The organism is Vreelandella neptunia (assembly GCF_034479615.1).
Lineage (GTDB): Bacteria > Pseudomonadota > Gammaproteobacteria > Pseudomonadales > Halomonadaceae > Vreelandella > Vreelandella neptunia.
The window spans coordinates 1,892,280-1,910,850 of the sequence record NZ_CP140255.1 but is presented as its reverse complement, the minus strand read 5'-3'; the positions used below and the strand labels follow the sequence as shown (position 1 = coordinate 1,910,850).

The following is an 18,571-nucleotide window of genomic DNA, read 5'->3' as shown; positions in this document are numbered from 1 at the left end:
GAAAGCTAAGTTAACATTTATATATATGTACAACAAAAACGATTACGCCTCAATCGTCGCAGCGTTTATGAACAGATCATTCAGAGCGGTATCATCCAATCCCAGCGAATCAGCCAGCGCCACTACTGTCGGACTTTCGCGTCGGAACTCTGTGGCATCCTGCCAGGCAATGACTGTCATCGGGTCAGTGTCTGGGTCTTCCATTATCGACTGCACTTGGGCCAGCAGACCGGCCTGGTGAAGCGCTGCACGGGCCTGAAAGCGGGAAACGGAATTGGGCACCTGAGGTGCCGGGGCTGGCACATAAGGGTAGCTATCAAGCACCACCCAGCCTGCGCCACTCCATTGCGCCACCTGTTCGCCTGATAGTGCTGGGGGTGGCGTGGGCGTGCTACGGGCGGGCATCGCCTCCTTGGGATCGACCTCGATGGTGCCTGTAAATACATCCATCTTGTCACGCAAGTATAAAGTGATCATTGGACTGCCTCACTGGCTTTGATATACGCGGAGATTGATCCGCCAGTATCTAATTCTGGGACGAAAAATTGCGTCGTGGTGTCGTAAGTCGCAAATGGCAACCTATACGCAGCGTTATTGCCATAGCTCACAGCTATAAAATGCCCATCCCCAAACGCAACTGAACGCCAGTTGTATGCATAACCCATTGGTAATGTGCGCCAAGCAAAAGCGTCTCTTGTTGTAAGGGAAGTTGCCGTATTTGACGCGACTGCAACGAATAGACCATTCCCAAACGTGACAGACTGCCAATTTGCACTAATTGGGAGCGATACCTTTGTCCAGTTAATTCCATCCGTCGACGTAACCCCAACGTCGCCAGTAAGAGCCAAGAAAAAGCCGTTGCCAAAGGCGATCGATTGCCAACCGGCTTGATGGCCTAAATCAACAAGTGTCCAATTAATACCATCCGCAGAAATTGCCGCCTCTTGGGTATTGCCGCCAGATACCGCCACGAACACGCCGTTGCCGAAGGCCAGACCGCGCCAATTGGATGCATTAGGCATCGTGCCTTGCGTCCAAGTCATGCCATCAGTGGATACTGCGGAGTAAGTTGTGTTTTCGGATATAGTCACGAACATGCCATTGCCAAAGGTAATCGCTTTCCAATCTGTAGCCCGCGGAAGGCTATAGTTTGCCCATGACAGCCCGTTGGTGGAATTCGCAGCGTAGTCACTAGAGCCCGCCACCGTTACGAACTTTCCATTCCCAAAAGCAACACCGTTCCAATTAATGACATATGGCAAGTCATTTCTCACCCAAGAAGAGCCGCCGTCTGTTGATGCTGCTGCGTTTCTTGTGGATTGGCCAGATACCGCAACAAAGGTACCGTTCCCAAATGCTATTGAAGTCCACTGAGTCCCTAGAGGAAGAACACCGGTTGACCACTGTGAGCTGTTTGACCTAAGCCCCACTAATCCAAACAGCTCAGGGTATGCTGACTGCAGGTAAATCGCGCTGGTTCTGACAAACGCCTCACCAGGATCACGCTCAGTAATGAGCACATCACCAATTTTCAGTGACGGAGGTATCTCCCGCCACTCTTCGCTGAGCCCGTCGCCACTGGCAAACAACGCTTTATTTTCGTTCCCGACTTTATCGGGGAAGGGAGAATCCCAGCGAGTCGTTGCGCCGTCTGTCATTAAGGACTTGCCGACATTTCCTGACTGAACAGGCAAACCCGATTCACTAATAGCCTGGGTTTGATCTCGAATGGCTTCCGCTTCGTCTCTGTACTCCTGCGTTGCATCACGCGCCGGAATTACTTCGTTGTCATAAATCGACTGCGTCGCGGTCTGGATCTGAGCCGTATCCGTCCTAATTTGATCAGTGGCATCACGAATGCCTGCCGTTTGCGTCTTGATGGCGTTAGTGTCAGTAATGGCTTGTTGCCGGGTGTCTTCAGCGGCTTCTAGCGCATCCGCCAGCGCCTGTGCAATGCTGGCCACCATCGGGTTAAGCTGAGCGCTGAACGTTTCTAACGCGGTTTGGGTGCTGGTGAACTTGGTAATAAACTCGCGCTGGTCACCGGTATTAATGCGGTAGAGCGTTAAATTGATTTCATCAGGCGTGGTCATGGCCATGGTCATACCTCAATAAACGATAATTTGGTTTTGCGGTGCAGGGGTATGTAATGACTGTCGCCGTAGCCCTCAGTCATGCGCGCCAGGAACGCGCCGTTCAGGCGCTCGATGCCCGTGCTTTCGGGGTAGAGATCCACGAACACGTCAGCAATCATGCCGCGCTGCCCCAGCTCGACCACGAGCCGCGAACGGTCAGCGTCTACCAGCCAATTCAGTTCGATGGTGGCGGTGCGGCGGGTGTTGCCGCCGTTGATCGTGCGCAGCGTTTGCCCGGCGCTATATTCGTGTTGAGCCCTGTCTTGGTTGGCAATGGGCAGGTCATAGCTCGCGTTAAACTCAGGCACCCAATCTTGACCCAATACGATGCGCCCTATCTCAATCGCGCCCGCGCTATTATCGGGGTCGTTTATCGTGATGCGGTAGCCGGTAATCGGCGTAATCGGAAAGCGAAACATCGTCGCCGGGTTGAGTAGCTGGTCGTTATAGGTCGCGCCCCATGGGTCGATGCCTGCCCGCCATACCCCAGCGGGAATGATTTCACCCGTTGATTGTTCGCCGCTGTCCCACGGCTCGTTCTCACCTTCCAGCAGGGTTAACCGTACCGTGCCTGAGGCGCTAAGGTTGTGGCGTATCAAGTTGAGGCTATCGACAAACGCGCCGGCGGGTAGCGTGCCTTCTATCACTAGCTCGGCTAGATCCGCGCTGCGGAATATTTCGGCGCGGTCGTTAATCTGAGTGTTTTCAATCGGCGTGCCGCTCGCCGCGCTGCTGGCCGTTAGCGTGGCGGTGTCGTGTTCGTTGTAGAGCACTAGCCGTAGGTTTCTCGTTTTATTCACAGAATGATCTCCAGCTCCGCTTTACCGCCCACTTTCTCCAGCCGCACGGCAGAGACGCGCCCGATCCGGCCAACAATGGGCGGTACGTTAACCGTGATGGTTTGGTAAATCTGAACGGTGGGCAGGTACGTAATCAGCCGCCAACGCTCCCGGCGTAGCGCGTGATAGCCCAAACGGCGGTCGCGCTCGGTTACCACTTCGGCGCTTAGCTCCATTAACGAATTAACGTTCTCAGGGGTAGCCAGGGGGTGATTCGGCAGCGCCTGCTCTGCCGTGCTTTCCCGCCACTCTTGCTTAAACCGCGCCGCCAGGGCGGGATCGGTATCATCGATCACCCCGGCAACGCTGCGCAGCGGGGCATCATTACGTCCCCAGCGAAACGTTAGGCCCGACCACGGCGGCTCTACGCTGGCTAGCTGAAGGCTGTTTTCCTGCACGTTGTCGGCGCTGAGCGTTATATCCGGCGTGACACCGGGGTCATCACTAACGCCTTCAAACACGCGCACATCGAGACGGTCGAATGCGTCAATGTGCCAGCCAGCCCCCAACGATTCACATAGCGCGTCCAGTACCTGGGCTCCGGTGGCTTCCGCACTGCTGTAAAACCCCACCGTTACATTGGGCAATACGGTGTTGGGGGAAACCGTTTTGCCGTAGTAATCCGCGACCCACTGCACCATGGCCATGGGGGTATCGTGCTGCTCATGGGCAGCGGCGGTAATCTCGCTACCGCTGCCGGGGCCGTTGTTTAGCGTAAAGGCGCCATCGCTCAAATGAGCGGTGTGGGGCACCTCGTTGCCAATATCACGCGGGGTAACACTCAACAGCGGCAGAAAACTTACCCGGTAACGCAGCGTTGCGGTGTCAGTGCGAAACGCAGGCACGTTGAAGCGCTGCCCCAGCAGCAAAGGCACCGGGCCGCCGTCATCGGGCAGTTGCCCGGTGTCGATCGGTTCGTTTAGCTGCTCGCTGGAATCAATCACGCTCAGCGTTATCTCGCCGGTTTTGTACGATTCCAGCCCGCCGTTAGTGGCCAAAGCAACGGGCCGAAAATCCGCCCGTGGCCACGCTTGATCCCCCAAAAACAACCGCACCGGCCACCCGCGCCATTGGTAATCCAGCCACTCGGTAATGCGCCCATCGTTGCGCAGCTGGATTTTTCCAATTTCGATTAACCCATCGACCCGCGTCGAGATCCCCGACGCGGTAATCAACAGGTCATTCCAGACCGGGTTCGCCAGTGCTTCAAACGCCGGGGCGACGTAGGGCTTATCGGCCACCTGCACCACCCCGCCCGCGTGTTCCAGCTCCGCCAGCATCACGCGGTTTTCATTAGGGCTTTCTAACCAGCGCTTGAATTGTGCATCACTGATCATGCGGGGTTCCTTATTTTCAAACGGCTATTGCGCTCAGTTTCTTCTGCTGCCGTCGCGGTGCGCCGGGAGGGATCGACCAGGGCGCCCGTGTTACCGGCAATCGCCGCCAACTGCTCTTCCAGCTGCCCCACGCGCTCTAACAGCCGCGCGTTGTCGTCGCGCATACCCGCAAACGCCCGCAGCAACGCGGCGTTGTTATCGGCCTGGGGGTTGGTTTGGGATTGCATGGGCATCGGGGGCATGTTCGGCATAGGCAAGGCACGCTGAATGTTGCCCAGCTCGCCCATTAGCTCCCGCTGATAGTCACCGGCGGCATAGGCGCGGAATTCATCAGCGATACCCTCACGCGATGGCACCACCATTTCTTGATCGTGGATCAATGCCAGCTGGTCACCGGGAATAGACCACGCCCCGGTGGCGTAGGGCGTCACGCCCTCGCTTTTACCGATAGCGTTATAGTGAGCCTCAACCGACCCGTAATCGCGGATGATGGCGTCTAACACCTGCTGCTGCGTCCAGCTAGAGTTGCCGCCTTGGCCATTGGCGTTTACCTGGCTGGTTTTGTTAGCCAGGTACGCGGCTTGGTCAAATGCCGTGCTGCCAGACCCGCCGCCGCCACTGGATCCGCCCACACTCGCCGGGGCCGTGTCCGCATCGTAGTAGGGCTGGATTCCCTCGCCCCGCCCTACGGCGGCGTAGTGCGCTTGTATAGAGCCATAGTCGCGGATAATCGCGTCTAATACCTGTTGCTGCGTCCAATCTGTGCGCCCATCCTGCCCGGTCGCGTTGACCTGCGCCGTTTTGTTAGCCAGGTAAGCGGCTTCATCAAAGCCACCCCCGCTATTGTCGCCGAATTCCGGCAAAATCGAGCTAATCGCCGACGCTAGCGAGCTGGGCAGCAGATCGATAAGATCCGCGATAGAGCCCAATAAATCACTCTGCCGAACCTCTTCACTGAGCGACGATGACAACATTTCACGGGCCCGCTGCTGCTCGCGCAGCATCTGCCGTTCGATGCTCTCAATCGTGCCCAGCGTGGCTACCGATTCGCCAAAAATGTCCTCCAAGCTGCGAACCGAACTGGTCACATCGTCGTAAATCTCAGCGTACTGGCTAGACGATTGACCATAGTAGTTAGCCGCTTCCGTTAGGTACGCGTTAGACGCTCCCTGCAGCTGGCTGGCTGCCTCGGTATCGCCGTTCTCTGCCCGTACTTGCAGCTCTGCAAATTGGCGTTGCGCCTCTTGCAGCCGCTGGGCGGGGTCTAAAATGGACTGATCCGAAAGCGCTAGCGAATCCAGCAAATTACCCAGCTGCTGGATAGCATTCAGCTCGTCACGCAGCTGCTGTTCACGCTGCCGCGCCGCTTCGCTGGCCAACGCCATTTGCTCGTTATAGGCATCCAGGGCATCATCAACGCCGCCTACAATGCCGCTGCTGTACAGGCTCGTGCGGTTGAGTAGATCAACTCGCTCAGCGGCTCGCGCTGCTGCCAGCTCATTCTCTGCTGTAGTCGCGTCAAGCGTCGCTTGCCGCTGCTCTTCCATCGCTGTGATGTACTGAGAAAGCGGTTGATTGAGCTGTAGAACGGTCGCTAACTGCTCTTGCCCCGCTGAGCCCATCAACTGCAGCCCCTCAACTAGCTCACGCACGCCCTCGCGGGTAGTCGGCAGCTCGCGGCCCATGTCGGCAAACGTGCCCGATAAGTCGCTAGCCAGGTTGTCGAATTTCTCCTGCTCGGTGTAGAAGGCGTCGTAATAGCCTGATAGCAGGCTGTTCAGGCTGTCGGTGCCGCCCACTAGTGAGGCGAGGTTCCCAGCCGCATCCAGCGCGCCCGCTGCAGTGGCGTCGAACTGAAGCCCTAGCCGATCAACAGCACCACCCAGCGTTTGCACAGCCTGAGCGCTGGATAGGATCGACTGCGTAGCGGCTTGAATATCTGATCCACTGCCCAGCGCCTCGCGGAACTCAGCGTTCATATCTGCAGCAACGGCAGCGGCCATTTCGCCGCCGACGTTCTCGACTTGCAGGCCGCCGACAAGACCTTGAACCAGCGCTTCGCCATCAAACTGGCTGAGAACATCGGTGAAAATACTGCCGGTTGCATCAAGAACAGCAGACAAGCGCTCATCGGCTAACCCGGCGATGTTCTCGGTTCGACTGGATTTCCATCCGTCCAGTGCAGTGCGGCTTTTCTCAAGTTGCGCCGCGGTCATTACACCGGCAACAAGATTATCAACTTCCGCCAAAGTGCCGACGGCGTTAATCAAAAAGTCATCGTCAGTTTTCTGCTTTTTCGTGACGCCGATAGTGCCAAGCGCGGAATCTTGAGCCCAGCCCATTGAGCGGTCGTTGCGGTCGTAGCGGTAAACGCCATCGCCTGCCGTATCGTCTCCGCCGATTTGGGAGCCTATCTGGCCGTAGCTTTTGCGGTCAGAGCCGAAAAGACTGCCCAGGGCTTTCGTAATCCCGTCGGTGATACCTAGCCCCAGGACGTTATCAATCGCAAAGCCGCCCGCTAGCCAAGGCATAGCAGCGCTAATGCCTGACGTGATGCTGCTCATTAGGCCCGCCTGTGCGGCGCCACCCGTAGCGGCCATGCCGTACAAACTGCCGGCCGATTGCGTGGCAGCAGCGCTCATGAATCCGCCGCTTAGGGCCGCTCCATTAGTGGCAGCAGATGATCCGAAGCCAAGAAGAGATGAGGCTGAGCTATAAAGGTTTTTGGCAGCGCCAACGGTGTTGCTAAAATCAAAGCCACCATTTGATTGAGCATCCGCTCCAGGGATACCCAGCCCCCCGCGCATATCAGTAGTGAAACCAATCACGATGGGCTCAAGCGTCGCTTGGTAGGCAATCTCACCGAGTAAGCGCTTAACGCCGTCCATCAGCCTGTCGCCGAAATCCTCAAACGAGCCATAGGCGCCGGTAAACGCATCGCCAAACGTTTCATTAATCCGGTTGGCTGCCTCCTCCCACGACCTGGCCAGCTCTTTAGAAATGGGTTCGGCTTCGAGGGCCAACTGCTGCATTTCATCGCGGATACCGCCGACCATACGGGCGTACTGGTCGCCGTTAATTTCACCATCGCGGTAACGCTGGTTAATCTGCTCTAACGCATCGCGCAGCTGGTGGGCACGCTGGTTGTGCCGGTCATACGTGCTAATCAGCGATTCGGTTTGCTTTTCGTACTCCTCGGCACCGGTGGCGGCGCGGGTGTATTGCTCCGCTGCCCAGCGCACGGACTCGCCGTACGCCTCCTGAGTGATGGTGTTGTCTGAAAGCGCCTGGTCTAAAACCTCCATGCGCTCGATATAGGTGGCGTGTTCCGCTAGCAGCGGATCCATTTCGTGCTGAATGCTCCGCAGAGCGTCAGCTTGTTGTTTCGCTGACTGTTCGGCGGCGCGTGCAGCTTGCTCATAAGCGCGGGAGGATTCGCTTGCCGCTTGCTTAGCCGCCGCGGCGGCTTCTTCCTCGTTTTTTTTCTGTTGCTCTAGACGCTCTAACTCCATTGCATTGATGAGCGTTAATGATCGACGGAATTGGCCAGTTATTCCCATCGAATCCAGGTCGCGGGTTACCGCACCCAGAGCGGAAGGATCGCGAAGAGCGGCAATGCTGTCGCGCAGCTTTTGGTTATATTTCTCCCATTGCTCAAGCGCTTCGGCGCTAGGCGTATTGCTATTGACCGAACTGCCCGCATTAGCTGCGCCGTCACTTACGTCATTAAACGTATTTGTCAGGGCTGCTAAGCGGACTCCCAGTTCATCAGCAGACACACGCCCAGCGCTGTATTCGGACGCCAGGAGGCGTAAGTCTCGCATCACGCCTTCAGGAATCTCTAACTGCTCTTGCAGGCCAGTCAGCATTGCATCCAGGCTTTGAGCGCCACTTTCTACCGCTTCAAATCCGGCGTTAATTTCGTCGAAAAACACACGTGCTTCGGCGCCGGTGCTATCTTCGAACCCGAGACTAAGCACTTCTTCACGGATTTTAGCCAGAGCTTGACGGGCTTTGTCGGCTTCTTCTTCCTGACGATCTCCCCATTTAATCAGGGCGGCACGCTGACTTTCAGTGGTCAGCGTTTTGAAGTCTTCAATAACGCTTTCAAGCGGCTCATCCATGTTGACCAGCGAGCTGGCAACTTCATCGCTGCTATCACGGAACATAAAGAACGCAGTAGCGGCCAGTGTTGCCACCCCCAAGGGGCCACCGATCAGGGCGTAAGCGCCGGATGCTGCCCGAGCCACGACTGTAGCCCTTTGAGTCGCCGCCGCGTTGGCATTCACGGCAACGGTATGTTGTGCCGTGGCTGCTATGGCCTGCTGGCGAGCAACACCCAAGCGAGCCAGCGCAGCAGTGTGGGAATCCGTTCCTTTGGTCGCCTGGGCTTCAGCTACGGCCCGGCCTAATGTGCGCTTAGCTGCGGTGACTTCTGCGGCTGAACGGCGTACCGCCATTTGCATAGAGCGCTCATCAGCGGCGGCGGCCGCTGCACTGGCGGCATTTCGCTCTATCATCTGGCGGGTAGAGGCCACCATCGAGGCGGCATAGCGGCCCGCCATAACAGCGGCTGTCAGCGTGGCAACATCTTTCACCTCATTCAGGATGCTGGCCGCACCACCTGACTCTTGGATAAAGTCAGCCAGTCCACCTACTGCCATTGCTAGCCCTGGCCCAAGGTCTGCAACAATTTGGTTGGTGAAGCCATCCATAGTGCCGGTAAGATGCGACATGGCGCGGTTGGCTTCAACGGCATTGTTAATGTCCATCTGGGACATTGCGACGCCCAACATTTCCGCTTCGTTGGTAAACTCGTGCAGTTTGGCGGCGTTATCGTCCAGCAGCGGCAGCAGCAACGTGGCATCACTACCTAAGCGCTCTAAGTAACTGATCTTTTCGCCGCGGGTTTCCAGCGTGCTAATGGCATCCGCAATGCGCAGCAGCTGCTGATCAGGCGCCAGCCGCTTCATTTCCTCAATATTGAGGTTTAGGTTTTCAAATAGCGCGGCGGCTTCGCCGGTGCCTTCAGCGGTAAATTCACCGATCCGCTCGGTAATGTCTTTGAGGATGTCACCCATCTGGCCGCCAGCAAGCCCTGCCTGCTTAGCGGCATAGTCCCAGGCTTGCAGTTCACCGGTGGCCATGCCGATGCTTTTCGCGAGCGAATCTGTGTCGGCAATAATGCGCGCTTGGTTAATGATACTGCCCGCACCGAAGGCGGTTGCCATAGCCGCGGCCACGCCTGCCACGTTAGTACGTAGCACAGCTAGTCCACGGCTAGCATCAGAAGCGCCCTGATCAATTGCTGATAGCTGACGACCTGCGCGGGCAGCGTCTGCGCCAAACTGCTTGGACTGACGCCCACCGCGGTCAAAACCCTGATTCAGTTTTCCCAGCTCGCTTTCGGTCGCCTTAATGGCACGAATACCACCACTGGCGTCGCCCGTGATGATTAATCCGGTTTTGTATTGCTGGGCCATGGGTGGTAAACCTCAAATTGCGGGCAATAAAAAGCCCGCACGCGGCGGGCCTGTTAAAATTCGGGCATTAAAAAACCCGCCGACGCGGGTTTAGAAAATCTAGAGAATTATCTACTTAAAGTCATATGTAGGCGTAAATCAGAGTTGACAGTAGTATTGATTGTTACCTGTTCACCTGTTGGCTTTGTAAAAATGAAGCTGTTCTCACCAAGCTTCAACACCGGCTTTATGTCTTTGCTAGATGAAATGTTGCTACCGTTTGCTTTTGTTAGATACCAATCCACATAAGCTTTATCGAATAAAGGTGATTTATCGGATATTTTTACAACCCTTGGCCCATTAGCATCCGGTGTCATATTTGATGATTGAGGCCAAGAGCGGTTGGGGGCATCTTCCTTTAAGCTTGGTTCTACTTCAGACTGTAATCCTACCAACAAACAAGAATTCTTATAAATTGAGTTAATCATGCTGAACAGCGCAGCAAGCATTAAGGCGCTTACCGCCTGCCCAATACCCAGCGACCATATAAATACATTGGCTTCTCTTACGGTCTCGACTCTACCGAAACCATTTTCCCGCGGCACCTCAATAGATCCAGCAATAGCAATAATTGCAACACCTCCAATACAAGCAAGTATTGCCAATAGCCATGCAAATGTTACCCATCCTGACCAACGCTCTCTATCCGGTATAGTTTGTGCTGACATAAGGCCCTCTTTAGTTTGTTGTTCCCAAGCCAGCTTAGCGGATTAAGAGAACAGAGGCAGCTACAAAGACATATGAAGCTGCGCCCGCCTATGGTGGGTGCAGGTGGGCCTGTTGGAATTACAGTAGTGCATGCGCCAGCGCTGCCCCCGCTGCAATCACCGCTGCCACACCCACCAGTAGCCCACCCACTGCTAATAACATTCCTGCTCGATCTGCAACTTTCTCTGACATGCGACCTCCTAATCGCCCAGCTTAATAGCTGCTATATGCGGCAGCGACATTTGCACCTCTTGAAAGCGACGCTCTAACTCCTGCTCAATCTGTGGCCTTACGTGCTTGTGGCGGTTCAGCTCTCGACCCGCATGGCTTCCGCGCTCATCCTGTGCTTTCAGCGCTTCGGCGGCTTCCTGCAATCGCTCCAGGGGCGAGGCAAAGTAGCTATCCTCTAATGCCTCGAAAACTTCCCATGCTTTATCGGTCTCTAGCATCTTGGCGTGGCGGGCGGCGCCTCGCTGTGTCCAGAGGGTTATAGCGCGTGCCTTGCTTGGTATTTGTGACCCTCTCAAAGAGGCTCGCAAATCAGCAAGCTCACTACCTTCAATTTTAAAGTAATGCTTGCCCTCTATAAAACGACTCCGATTTCTCAGGTAGTTGTTCCGGATCTTCTTTTCAGTTGCCCCATAAAGCCGCGCCAGCATGGCCGAGGTGACCACCGGCTTTCCTGCGTACTTGAACCCGGGGACGCTTTCAGGGGTTAGGGTGACAACGTTGTTCATGAGAGTGTTCCTTCTGGTGATGAGCCATGTCCACCGGGCATCAGCAATCCACAGAGTCAGCACTAACTGCTGGCCCCATGACCCATCCCGGAAGGCTCTGTGTTTCAGCGGCGGTGGATGCCGCGCATAAAAAAGCCCCAGCGGATGCCAGGGCAGTATTGATGTTGATGGTCAGTGAAACGCGTTAAAGGGGGTGAAGATCGTTAAGGTTGTAAGCGATTACCCATGGTTTTGTGTCCAGGCTGTGGATTTCCACAAATTGTGCTGACCACTCTGCTCTGCTATCAATCAGATTCACACACTAATAATTAGGGGTGCAGTATGAGCAGAGACGTTGCCGATGATCATCCAGAAGTCAGAATGCGTGCTTGCGAATATGCCATCATGGCGCTGGTTGACGCTTTAAACAGAAACGGTCAGTCAGACGTTGCCCATGCAGCGTACAAAGCAGCATTAAGTTACTCCATCCAAGAATCAGACATGCAAGGTAATGATCCTGATAAAAGAATCGCGGGGCACACGGAGTTTCTCTTCAGAGGGTTAGATGAAAGTATCCCTAGGTTTGACTAGCAGGCTTGAACTATTCAGAGGAATAATAGCTTCTCCTGCATGGTCTCGCTCTTCGCTATCACTTACAGCCAACCCAAAATGGCGGGCATCGCTCGCCGTTTGGTCAATTATACCCGGGGTCGCTGGCTCAACGCGCTGCTGATTGACCAGCACTTCTAGCAGTTTGCGAACCTTGCGCATTTCAATGAGTAGTTCTTCCATTTTGGCAACTCCTGTTGGGGTAAGTTACGCCACAAACGCCCCATCACTCCGATAGACAGGCGGCAGATCCATCACGTTCATCAGCTCACGCACGCTGATGCGCTGCTGCTCTTCTTGCATGAAACACAGCTCGACGCGCTTCTCGATAATCTCGGTCACCTGGGCTTGCTGTTCGGCTTCCTGCTCGGCTAAATGGCTTTGCTCATTAAACGCTGCAAGCGCGCCCGCTTCGATGTGCTGTATCTGGCCTAGCAGTTTGTCCTGCTCGTCATAATCCAAGCGGGCAAATTTGGGGTGGCCATAGAGCGCGTTGTAATCGATGCCTAGGCGCTGGGCGCCTGCCATGCCCGAGACGGTACGCCACTGGGTGCGCATGGCGAGAAACAGTTCCAGCGCTGGCCAGTGTTCTTTCCACACCTCGTAGTGCTTGGGGGCTTCGTTGGCCTCGAACTCTTCTAGCCCCCAGCATTCAGCATCCTTTTTGCGCTGGTCGCTGGGTGCAGGGCCGCTGGCCCACCACTGGCCAGCGCCGCTTAGTTTTTTGCGGCGGCCTGGCTACGGCCTTCTTGGGCGGCGAACCAGCTCATGATCAATGGGCGGCGGATGTAGGTTTCTTGCATTAGTTGCTCAACCAAGCCTTTATCAAACGGCAAGTCCTTTTTGTCTTCGCCTTTGATACCGCTGACGTTCACCAGGTCTTCCAGTAAGTCTTCGTCTTTTTTCTTGCCGGCATGCTGGTCGTCCACAATGGCGCGGTAGTCATCCCACTTATGAAGCTTCCATTCCGCTTGGATGGTAGCTGTCTTCTTTTCGCCCGGCACTTGCACGGGTACGTCGACAGTGGTGGTTTCGATTTTCTTTAGAATAAGAGACATGGTGCTTTCCTTTTGAGCGTCGCAAATATGCGCGCCGCCCAGTGGGCGGCGCGGTGTGGTGGTTGGTTAAGTGATTAGCGGAAGATCAGCGAGAAATCGCCGTCATCGTTACCGTTGGGCAGCAAGCGCATATCCATTTGATAATGGGTAATGCCGTCTGAGTCGCTTTCCTGCGGGGCTGAAAGCTGCGCTCGAGGGAAGGTCATTTCGACAATGTTGCCTTCTTCGGTGCCGTGAATAAATGACACGGCCGATAGCTCGATAATCTCGTGAGATTCGATCTTCGGGAAAATGTCGTAGTCATCGATACGAGGCGCTTCGATGTTGAGCTGGCCACTGGCACGGCGGTCAGTAACGTGGATGCCTTCGTAGCCAACCAAGTGGCGATGCACGACCGTATTGCCAATATCAAACGAACACGACTGCATGCGCGCCATGAAGCTGTCCATCTGGAATGAACTGTTCATCTTGTTGACCGGCACTTCTTTGGCTTGCGGCGCCAAAGTGCCCGTGGTTGCCGGGGCGGTGGTTGGCCGTTGATACAGCCCCATTACATTAAACTGAATGTAAGGGAAGGCTTTAACATCACTGGAACGTGTCCAGGTGCCACGCACACCGGGCATTACTTGCAGCTCACCGTCTGACCACCACAGCAGTGATACCGACTCCATGCCGGTGGATACCGGGTCATAGATTACTTTCTCTTCGCCTACGGTTTCGTCGAGAGTTTCGCTCATCGCACAGCAACGCAGCAGCGGGCCAAATGAGGGCGGGGTTCCCTTGGTACCCGATCCGGAATAAGGCACGCGGATCTGGCGTGAGGTATACGGCGCGGTATTGGTCTGCTCAAAGGCACCAAAGCCTTGGCGAACGCGTTCACGCTCGGCGGTGTCGCCTTCATAGAACCCCGCTGCTTCGCGGGTCACTACTTCAATCAGCGTGGCGGTGGAGAGATCGGTGGGCGTTACGCCGTACTCGGCTTCCACTACTACCGCGACAATTAGGCGGCGCCATAGTTTGCCTTCACTCATTGCCGGTTACCTCTTGCTTGGCCGCCGCCTTGACGGGCTTGGTTGCTGCGGTGTCGGTTTTTACCGGGGCCGCGGCGGGTTTCGATTCGGCCGCTTTCGCGGGCTTCTTTGTGGGCGTGGGCTGGGTGCGGTGCACTAGCTCGCGCTTGCCGTCACGGATCACGTAACGGCCTCCTGCATTCGGCATGGGGGTTTCCTCCAGGCGTAAAAAAACCCGCACGCGGCGGGGTTTGTGGGGTGGTGGTGGGTTAAGGCTAGTTACGCAGCCATGTGTCAGTGGTCCAGAACTCCCGCCACCAAATCAGCTCACCGCGTATGTCGGTGGTTTGCCCACCGCGGTACTGCATGGGGTTGTGCAGCTTACTAAAGCCATGCCCCATGAGTGCTTCTCGCAGCGCTTGGCGCTGGGCTTTGAACTGGTCACGCTTGCACACCAGCCAAATGCCATACGTTAGCCGAACCGCTTGCACAGGGCGGGTGGTATCGGCATCACCTTTGGCGGTGTCTTCGGCAAAGTAGGCGAGCGCGGCGGGCGTTTGCAGGTCGAAGTTATCAATGGGCTCGGCAAACGGCGCATTGTCGATCGTCGCCATGCCCGGGCATTTTTCCTGCAGCAGTACCAACAGGTCGTCGATAATGTCCGGATCGGTCATGTCAGCCCTGCCTTTTTGTTGAGGATGTAGTTCAAGCGGTCGTTAAACTGCTGTGGCAAGTCTTGCCGCACCATGTCTTGGGCCGCCTCGATCACTTGGGGATTACCCACCATTTCCGGCACCGAAGGGCCGAAGCGCATGACCGGTACGCTCTGGTTGTCGCTGCGATCCTCCCGGCGAAAGATCTGATTCTTTGCCAGCCAACCGCCCTTCACCAGTTGGCGGCCTTTGTCTTTGCGCACTCGCACAGTAACGCCACGGCGGCGGGCCATGCTGCCCTTACGGGGCCCACTTTGCACCCGGCGCTTAGAGCTCACCGATACCCAGCGCTCACGAGGCTTAAACTGTACCAGCGGCAAGCGACGGCCGGTATACAGCACCGCCCTGCCCGCATCGCGTTCGATGCGCTGAATAGTCAGGCGCTTTCGTATATCACCTGCGCTGATGTCGTAACGCTGGCGGGTTTCTTTGCTCAGCAGCGTGGCCGCTTTTTTGGCCGTAGCATTCACCGACCAGCTCAGCGCCTTTTCTACGTCTTTGGGGTCGAACTGCTGCTTTAGCTGCTGCAGGTCTCGCACATCAAACTGTAGGTTGGGCATGCTTCCCCCTTGGCGTTACGACACCCAGAGGCGGCGGGCGAAACCGTCATCTTCTAGTATCTCCTGCACCGTCCATGTGCGGCTGGGCGTAATGATGCGATCACCTTGCCGGGACGTTGGCACATCGGCAGTTTGCACACTGAACGTGGCAACCCGCATGGCGACCTGGTCTTGGTCATAGACTTCAAAGCTGTTGTCTTTAATGGCCAGCACTGCGCTGGCCGTAAACCCAGAACCTTCGTAGTCCACCGGGTCGCCTGCGTCTGCATATATGCTGGGCAAATCGCTCAACACATCATCGTCGAACGCGCTCATTAGGCGTCACCGCCCTCACCGCCGGCTTCCTTACCATTGGCCTTGCCTGACTGGCGGCCTGTGGTTTTTTCGGGCGTATCGGGTCGCACCAGCACGCCACGCGCCAGCAAGCGCTTTTCTTCGGCTGCGTTTCGGGTGGTGTATTCGGCGCCACGGCTAGCGACAATCTCGGTACCGTGGTGGATCTGTCCGCGGGCTACGATCAACTTGGCCATGTCGGCCTCCTAAAGTGTTTGCCTGAAAAAGATCACCCCGCTAATGCGGGGTGGTGTTAGGCGACAGTGGCGAAGACGAAAGCGTCTGGCTCGTGGAAACCCGGCAATGGGGCTGCCTGCATCATTAGCCAGCGCACGCTCGGGTCTTTAGTGACCCAGCTTTTGGGGTAGCGGGAGACATCAAACATGCCGCCTTCGATGGCTTCCATATCTTGAATCGCGCCATATAGCATGGTGCAGCGGCTGGACGTTGGGCCAACAATCACGCCACCCGCGGGAATCATCGGTTGCTCGTCTCCGGCGGCATCGATGTACCACTCTTCGTACACAAACAGATCCATGCCCGGGTCACGCAGGTACCCCAGGTAGGTCACGCCATCCGGCAGTTGATCCGGCTGAATCATGCCTAGATCAATCCGGCGGGTATCCATTTTTTTCTGGGTATCTTCGCTGTCGATTAGGGCGTCAGCCGCTTCAACACTGAGCACCGCCGTGCTGCCGGTGCGGCCGCTGTCCTTGGCGATCAGGCGCTTGTACTTACGCAGGTTGGCGATTGGCGTACCAGCGGGGTCAGTCCAGGCGGTACCTTCGGTAATGATGTGACTGTCGTCCATCTGGAAGTCGACAACATCATCAATGCCTTCACCCACTACATTGACCTGGCCAGTCGTAAGCGCCTGGGCAATCATCCACTCTTCTCGGCGGTTGATCTGGTCGTCCAGATCTTCCATATCGCGGGCTAGCTGTTCACCAGCACGCTGTAGAGGCGTTCGGCCAGAGTAGATGTGCTCACCCGGGGAGCGGTAGTTCATCAACTGCCCTGCATTGGTCTCCATCTTGGGCTTGATGTAGGCGGGCTGGTAGCTGCGCATGGAGGCGCCCGTGCGATCAACAACAACACCGGGGCGGTTAGGACGCACGAACGGCGCCATTTTGCGCTGCCCTTTATAGATGTCGATGTCGACGTTCTTGGTGACAAAGTTCACCGGCGGCGCGCCAAAGAAGGTGTTGCCGAGGAAGCGGCGAGCCAGCTTCATCTGCTCAACGGCCTCCAGCATCGTGCGGGGTTCAAACAAGTCCATAGGCATGGGGGATTCTCCAGGTGAATGGATCAGTAGTAATGGTTGGAGTGCCGGGCAGTGCCGCGGCTATTTAAGGACTAGCGCACGAACAGGGAATAGGGGCGCAGTGCTTTACGAACGGTAGCAGTGGTGTGGCCAACGCCTAGCGTGAGCTCACTTGAGCGAATGTCGCCACATAGCAACACTTCGGCGTCTACCGCACCATCCGTGGCGTCAACGTCTTCCCAAAGGATAACGGTAGGCGCTTCGCTGCCATCAGCGGCGGCGCTAGCAGAAAGCTTGTATTCTTCACTGGCAGTGACTTCGCCTAGCACGGCGCCAGCGGGTTGCACCTGACCGGCTTCAATCGTCACGGTCATGTAGCGTTGCGGAAAATCGCCGGCGAGAATATGAAGTGCCTGGGCAATGGGCGTGGTGGTCATGTTCGGCATGATCGCGTTCCTTTATTCGGTGATAGGGTTAGGCGCCGCCTAGCTGCGGGCCGCTTATTTCTTCCAGCGACTAGTGATCGCGCCTACCGCTTCTTTACGATCATCGGCTGCCTTGTCTTCATTTGGCGGCTGTGTCGTTGTGGTGCTGGTGGCGTCGGACTTTATGGCCTCTAGCGAGATACCGCGATCCTGGGCCGCCTTGAATAGCGCCAGCCCTGTTGCCTCAACACTGGTGCCATCCTCAATGGCTTTGGCAATTTCTTTCTCAAAACCGGGCATCGCCAGCGCTTGAATGCCTTGGCAGCGTTCGCGCTCGGCCTTGGCGCCCGCCTCTTGCGCTTCTGTCTTGAGTGCATCCTTGTCGACGTTCTCCGGCTCGGCCAGTGTGATCGTCTTGGGGTCGGTACCGGCATCGATGGCGGCGTGAAGCTCGGCGGTAGTTCGTACTTTGGTCATCATGTTTCTCCGTGTCGGATTGATGCCTGGGGGCTTAGAGCTCGCCAGCTCGGCGATAAGGCTCTCAAGGGAACCGAGGCGGTCGGCCATGCCGGCCTCCACGGCGTGGGCGCCGGTGGCAATGCCACCCTGGCGGAAACGTTCATTGACTTGCTCACGAGGGATGTCACGGTTGCGCGCCACCTTATCGAGAAACACGCTGGCTAATTCGTCGGTACGTGTTTGCAGCTGCGCACGGCCCGCTTCTGTCTCAAGGTCGGGGCGTTTGTTTGGGGCGTTGCTGGAGACGATTTCATAGGTCTTAGTGCCAGGGCGGTCTTCCTGCTTTCGTAAGCTAAGCACGACGCCGACGCTGCCTAGTTGGGCGGTATCATCAGCAATCACCTCATCTGCGGCGCTGGCTATCCAGTACGCGGCGCTGGCCCCATCCCCACCTACATAGGCTTTGAGCGGCTTACGCCCTCGGGCGCTGTAGATAAGCTCTGAGAGCTCGTTAATGCCGGTGGCCTCGCCACCGGGGCTATCTATATCGAGCACAATGCTTGAGACGCCAGGATCATCGAGTGCGGACTGAATGTCGGTGGCTAGCACCGCCGTGCTGGTAGCGCCGCTAATGTCACTGAATAAATTGGCATACCGGAATATAGGGCCAGAGACGGGAATGACCGCCACACCGTCACGCACGGTCACCGTACGAGTGTTGTCTAGCGGGCGGCCAAGCCGCGCTTCTAATGCCTGTAAATCACCCTGGCGGTCAGCAACGGCCATCAATGTATCTAGCGCCTCGGCGGTCATTAGCCAAGGGCGGCTAGCCGCCAGCTCGAACGCAGTGCGGGGCATGGGGTGTTCTCCTAATGAAAGACCC

Annotated in this window: 20 protein-coding genes and 1 pseudogene; 2 read left to right on the top strand and 19 right to left on the bottom strand. The window is 56.5% G+C overall.

Annotated features, from left to right (window positions below; genetic code table 11):
* Nucleotides 1–42 precede the first annotated feature (42 nt).
* The 7 genes from SR894_RS08855 to SR894_RS08825 all read right to left on the bottom strand — a co-directional run bounded on the left by SR894_RS08855 (nt 43) and on the right by SR894_RS08825 (nt 11,278).
* On the bottom strand, nt 43–477 hold the full coding sequence (locus tag SR894_RS08855; RefSeq protein ID WP_223288786.1) for a hypothetical protein: 435 nt from the start codon (nt 475–477) through the stop codon (nt 43–45).
* On the bottom strand, nt 474–2,099 hold the full coding sequence (locus SR894_RS08850) for a sialidase family protein (RefSeq protein ID WP_223288787.1): 1,626 nt from the start codon (nt 2,097–2,099) through the stop codon (nt 474–476). Before SR894_RS08850 ends, SR894_RS08855 begins: the two co-directional genes overlap by 4 nt.
* Before the next feature lie 2 nt (nt 2,100–2,101).
* Nucleotides 2,102–2,935, bottom strand: coding sequence for a hypothetical protein (locus SR894_RS08845; protein WP_223288788.1), 834 nt, complete (start codon nt 2,933–2,935; stop codon nt 2,102–2,104).
* The gene (locus SR894_RS08840) at nt 2,932–4,311 is read right to left on the bottom strand and encodes an MFS transporter (RefSeq protein WP_223288789.1); all 1,380 of its coding nucleotides are present in this window, start codon (nt 4,309–4,311) and stop codon (nt 2,932–2,934) included. Before SR894_RS08840 ends, SR894_RS08845 begins: the two co-directional genes overlap by 4 nt.
* On the bottom strand, nt 4,308–9,794 hold the full coding sequence (locus tag SR894_RS08835) for a hypothetical protein (protein WP_223288790.1): 5,487 nt from the start codon (nt 9,792–9,794) through the stop codon (nt 4,308–4,310). The genes SR894_RS08840 and SR894_RS08835 overlap by 4 nt, the downstream gene beginning before the upstream one ends.
* Before the next feature lie 107 nt (nt 9,795–9,901).
* Nucleotides 9,902–10,501 carry a hypothetical protein gene (locus tag SR894_RS08830; RefSeq protein ID WP_223288791.1) on the bottom strand — a complete coding sequence of 200 codons (600 nt, stop codon included), beginning with the start codon at nt 10,499–10,501 and terminating at the stop codon, nt 9,902–9,904.
* A gap of 240 nt (nt 10,502–10,741) precedes the next feature.
* Nucleotides 10,742–11,278, bottom strand: a complete 537-nt coding sequence (locus tag SR894_RS08825; RefSeq protein ID WP_223288792.1) for an ORF6N domain-containing protein — start codon at nt 11,276–11,278, stop codon at nt 10,742–10,744.
* A 26-nt stretch (nt 11,279–11,304) separates the two neighbouring features.
* On the opposite strand from SR894_RS08825, the gene SR894_RS08820 reads away from it, so the two are divergent.
* Together SR894_RS08820 and SR894_RS08815 are read left to right on the top strand one after the other, a co-directional pair.
* Nucleotides 11,305–11,466: a hypothetical protein gene (locus tag SR894_RS08820; RefSeq protein WP_223288793.1), complete on the top strand. Its 162-nt coding sequence runs from the start codon at nt 11,305–11,307 to the stop codon at nt 11,464–11,466.
* A gap of 133 nt (nt 11,467–11,599) precedes the next feature.
* Entirely contained in the window at nt 11,600–11,848 is a 249-nt protein-coding gene (locus SR894_RS08815) for a hypothetical protein (protein WP_223288794.1), read from the top strand.
* Here SR894_RS08815 and SR894_RS08810 read toward each other — a convergent pair.
* The 12 genes and pseudogenes from SR894_RS08810 to SR894_RS08755 form a co-directional block, all read right to left on the bottom strand.
* Nucleotides 11,819–12,049 carry a hypothetical protein gene (locus SR894_RS08810; protein WP_223288795.1) on the bottom strand — a complete coding sequence of 77 codons (231 nt, stop codon included), beginning with the start codon at nt 12,047–12,049 and terminating at the stop codon, nt 11,819–11,821. The genes SR894_RS08815 and SR894_RS08810 overlap by 30 nt on opposite strands.
* Before the next feature lie 24 nt (nt 12,050–12,073).
* Nucleotides 12,074–12,481: pseudogene (locus tag SR894_RS08805) on the bottom strand (DUF1799 domain-containing protein); the annotation flags it as partial.
* A gap of 101 nt (nt 12,482–12,582) precedes the next feature.
* Nucleotides 12,583–12,924, bottom strand: coding sequence for a hypothetical protein (locus SR894_RS08800; RefSeq protein WP_223288797.1), 342 nt, complete (start codon nt 12,922–12,924; stop codon nt 12,583–12,585).
* Nucleotides 12,925–12,998: 74 nt separating this feature from the next.
* Nucleotides 12,999–13,955, bottom strand: coding sequence for a phage tail tube protein (locus tag SR894_RS08795; RefSeq protein WP_223288798.1), 957 nt, complete (start codon nt 13,953–13,955; stop codon nt 12,999–13,001).
* A complete protein-coding gene (locus SR894_RS08790; protein WP_223288799.1) occupies nt 13,948–14,142 on the bottom strand; it encodes a hypothetical protein in 195 nt (64 codons plus the stop codon). The genes SR894_RS08795 and SR894_RS08790 overlap by 8 nt, the downstream gene beginning before the upstream one ends.
* A 67-nt stretch (nt 14,143–14,209) precedes the next feature.
* Nucleotides 14,210–14,608, bottom strand: coding sequence for a hypothetical protein (locus SR894_RS08785; RefSeq protein WP_223288800.1), 399 nt, complete (start codon nt 14,606–14,608; stop codon nt 14,210–14,212).
* A complete protein-coding gene (locus SR894_RS08780) occupies nt 14,605–15,207 on the bottom strand; it encodes a phage tail protein (protein ID WP_223288801.1) in 603 nt (200 codons plus the stop codon). Before SR894_RS08780 ends, SR894_RS08785 begins: the two co-directional genes overlap by 4 nt.
* Nucleotides 15,208–15,222: 15 nt before the next feature.
* Nucleotides 15,223–15,522, bottom strand: coding sequence for a head-tail joining protein (locus SR894_RS08775; RefSeq protein ID WP_223288802.1), 300 nt, complete (start codon nt 15,520–15,522; stop codon nt 15,223–15,225).
* Nucleotides 15,522–15,737 (bottom strand): hypothetical protein, encoded by a 216-nt coding sequence (locus SR894_RS08770; RefSeq protein ID WP_223288803.1) that lies wholly within the window; start codon nt 15,735–15,737, stop codon nt 15,522–15,524. The genes SR894_RS08775 and SR894_RS08770 overlap by 1 nt, the downstream gene beginning before the upstream one ends.
* 56 nt (nt 15,738–15,793) lie before the next feature.
* Nucleotides 15,794–16,825 carry a major capsid protein gene (locus tag SR894_RS08765; RefSeq protein WP_223288804.1) on the bottom strand — a complete coding sequence of 344 codons (1,032 nt, stop codon included), beginning with the start codon at nt 16,823–16,825 and terminating at the stop codon, nt 15,794–15,796.
* 71 nt (nt 16,826–16,896) lie between these two features.
* Nucleotides 16,897–17,250 (bottom strand): head decoration protein, encoded by a 354-nt coding sequence (locus tag SR894_RS08760; protein WP_223288805.1) that lies wholly within the window; start codon nt 17,248–17,250, stop codon nt 16,897–16,899.
* Nucleotides 17,251–17,304: 54 nt separating this feature from the next.
* Entirely contained in the window at nt 17,305–18,546 is a 1,242-nt protein-coding gene (locus tag SR894_RS08755; RefSeq protein ID WP_223288806.1) for a S49 family peptidase, read from the bottom strand.
* Between the last annotated feature and the right edge of the window lie 25 nt (nt 18,547–18,571).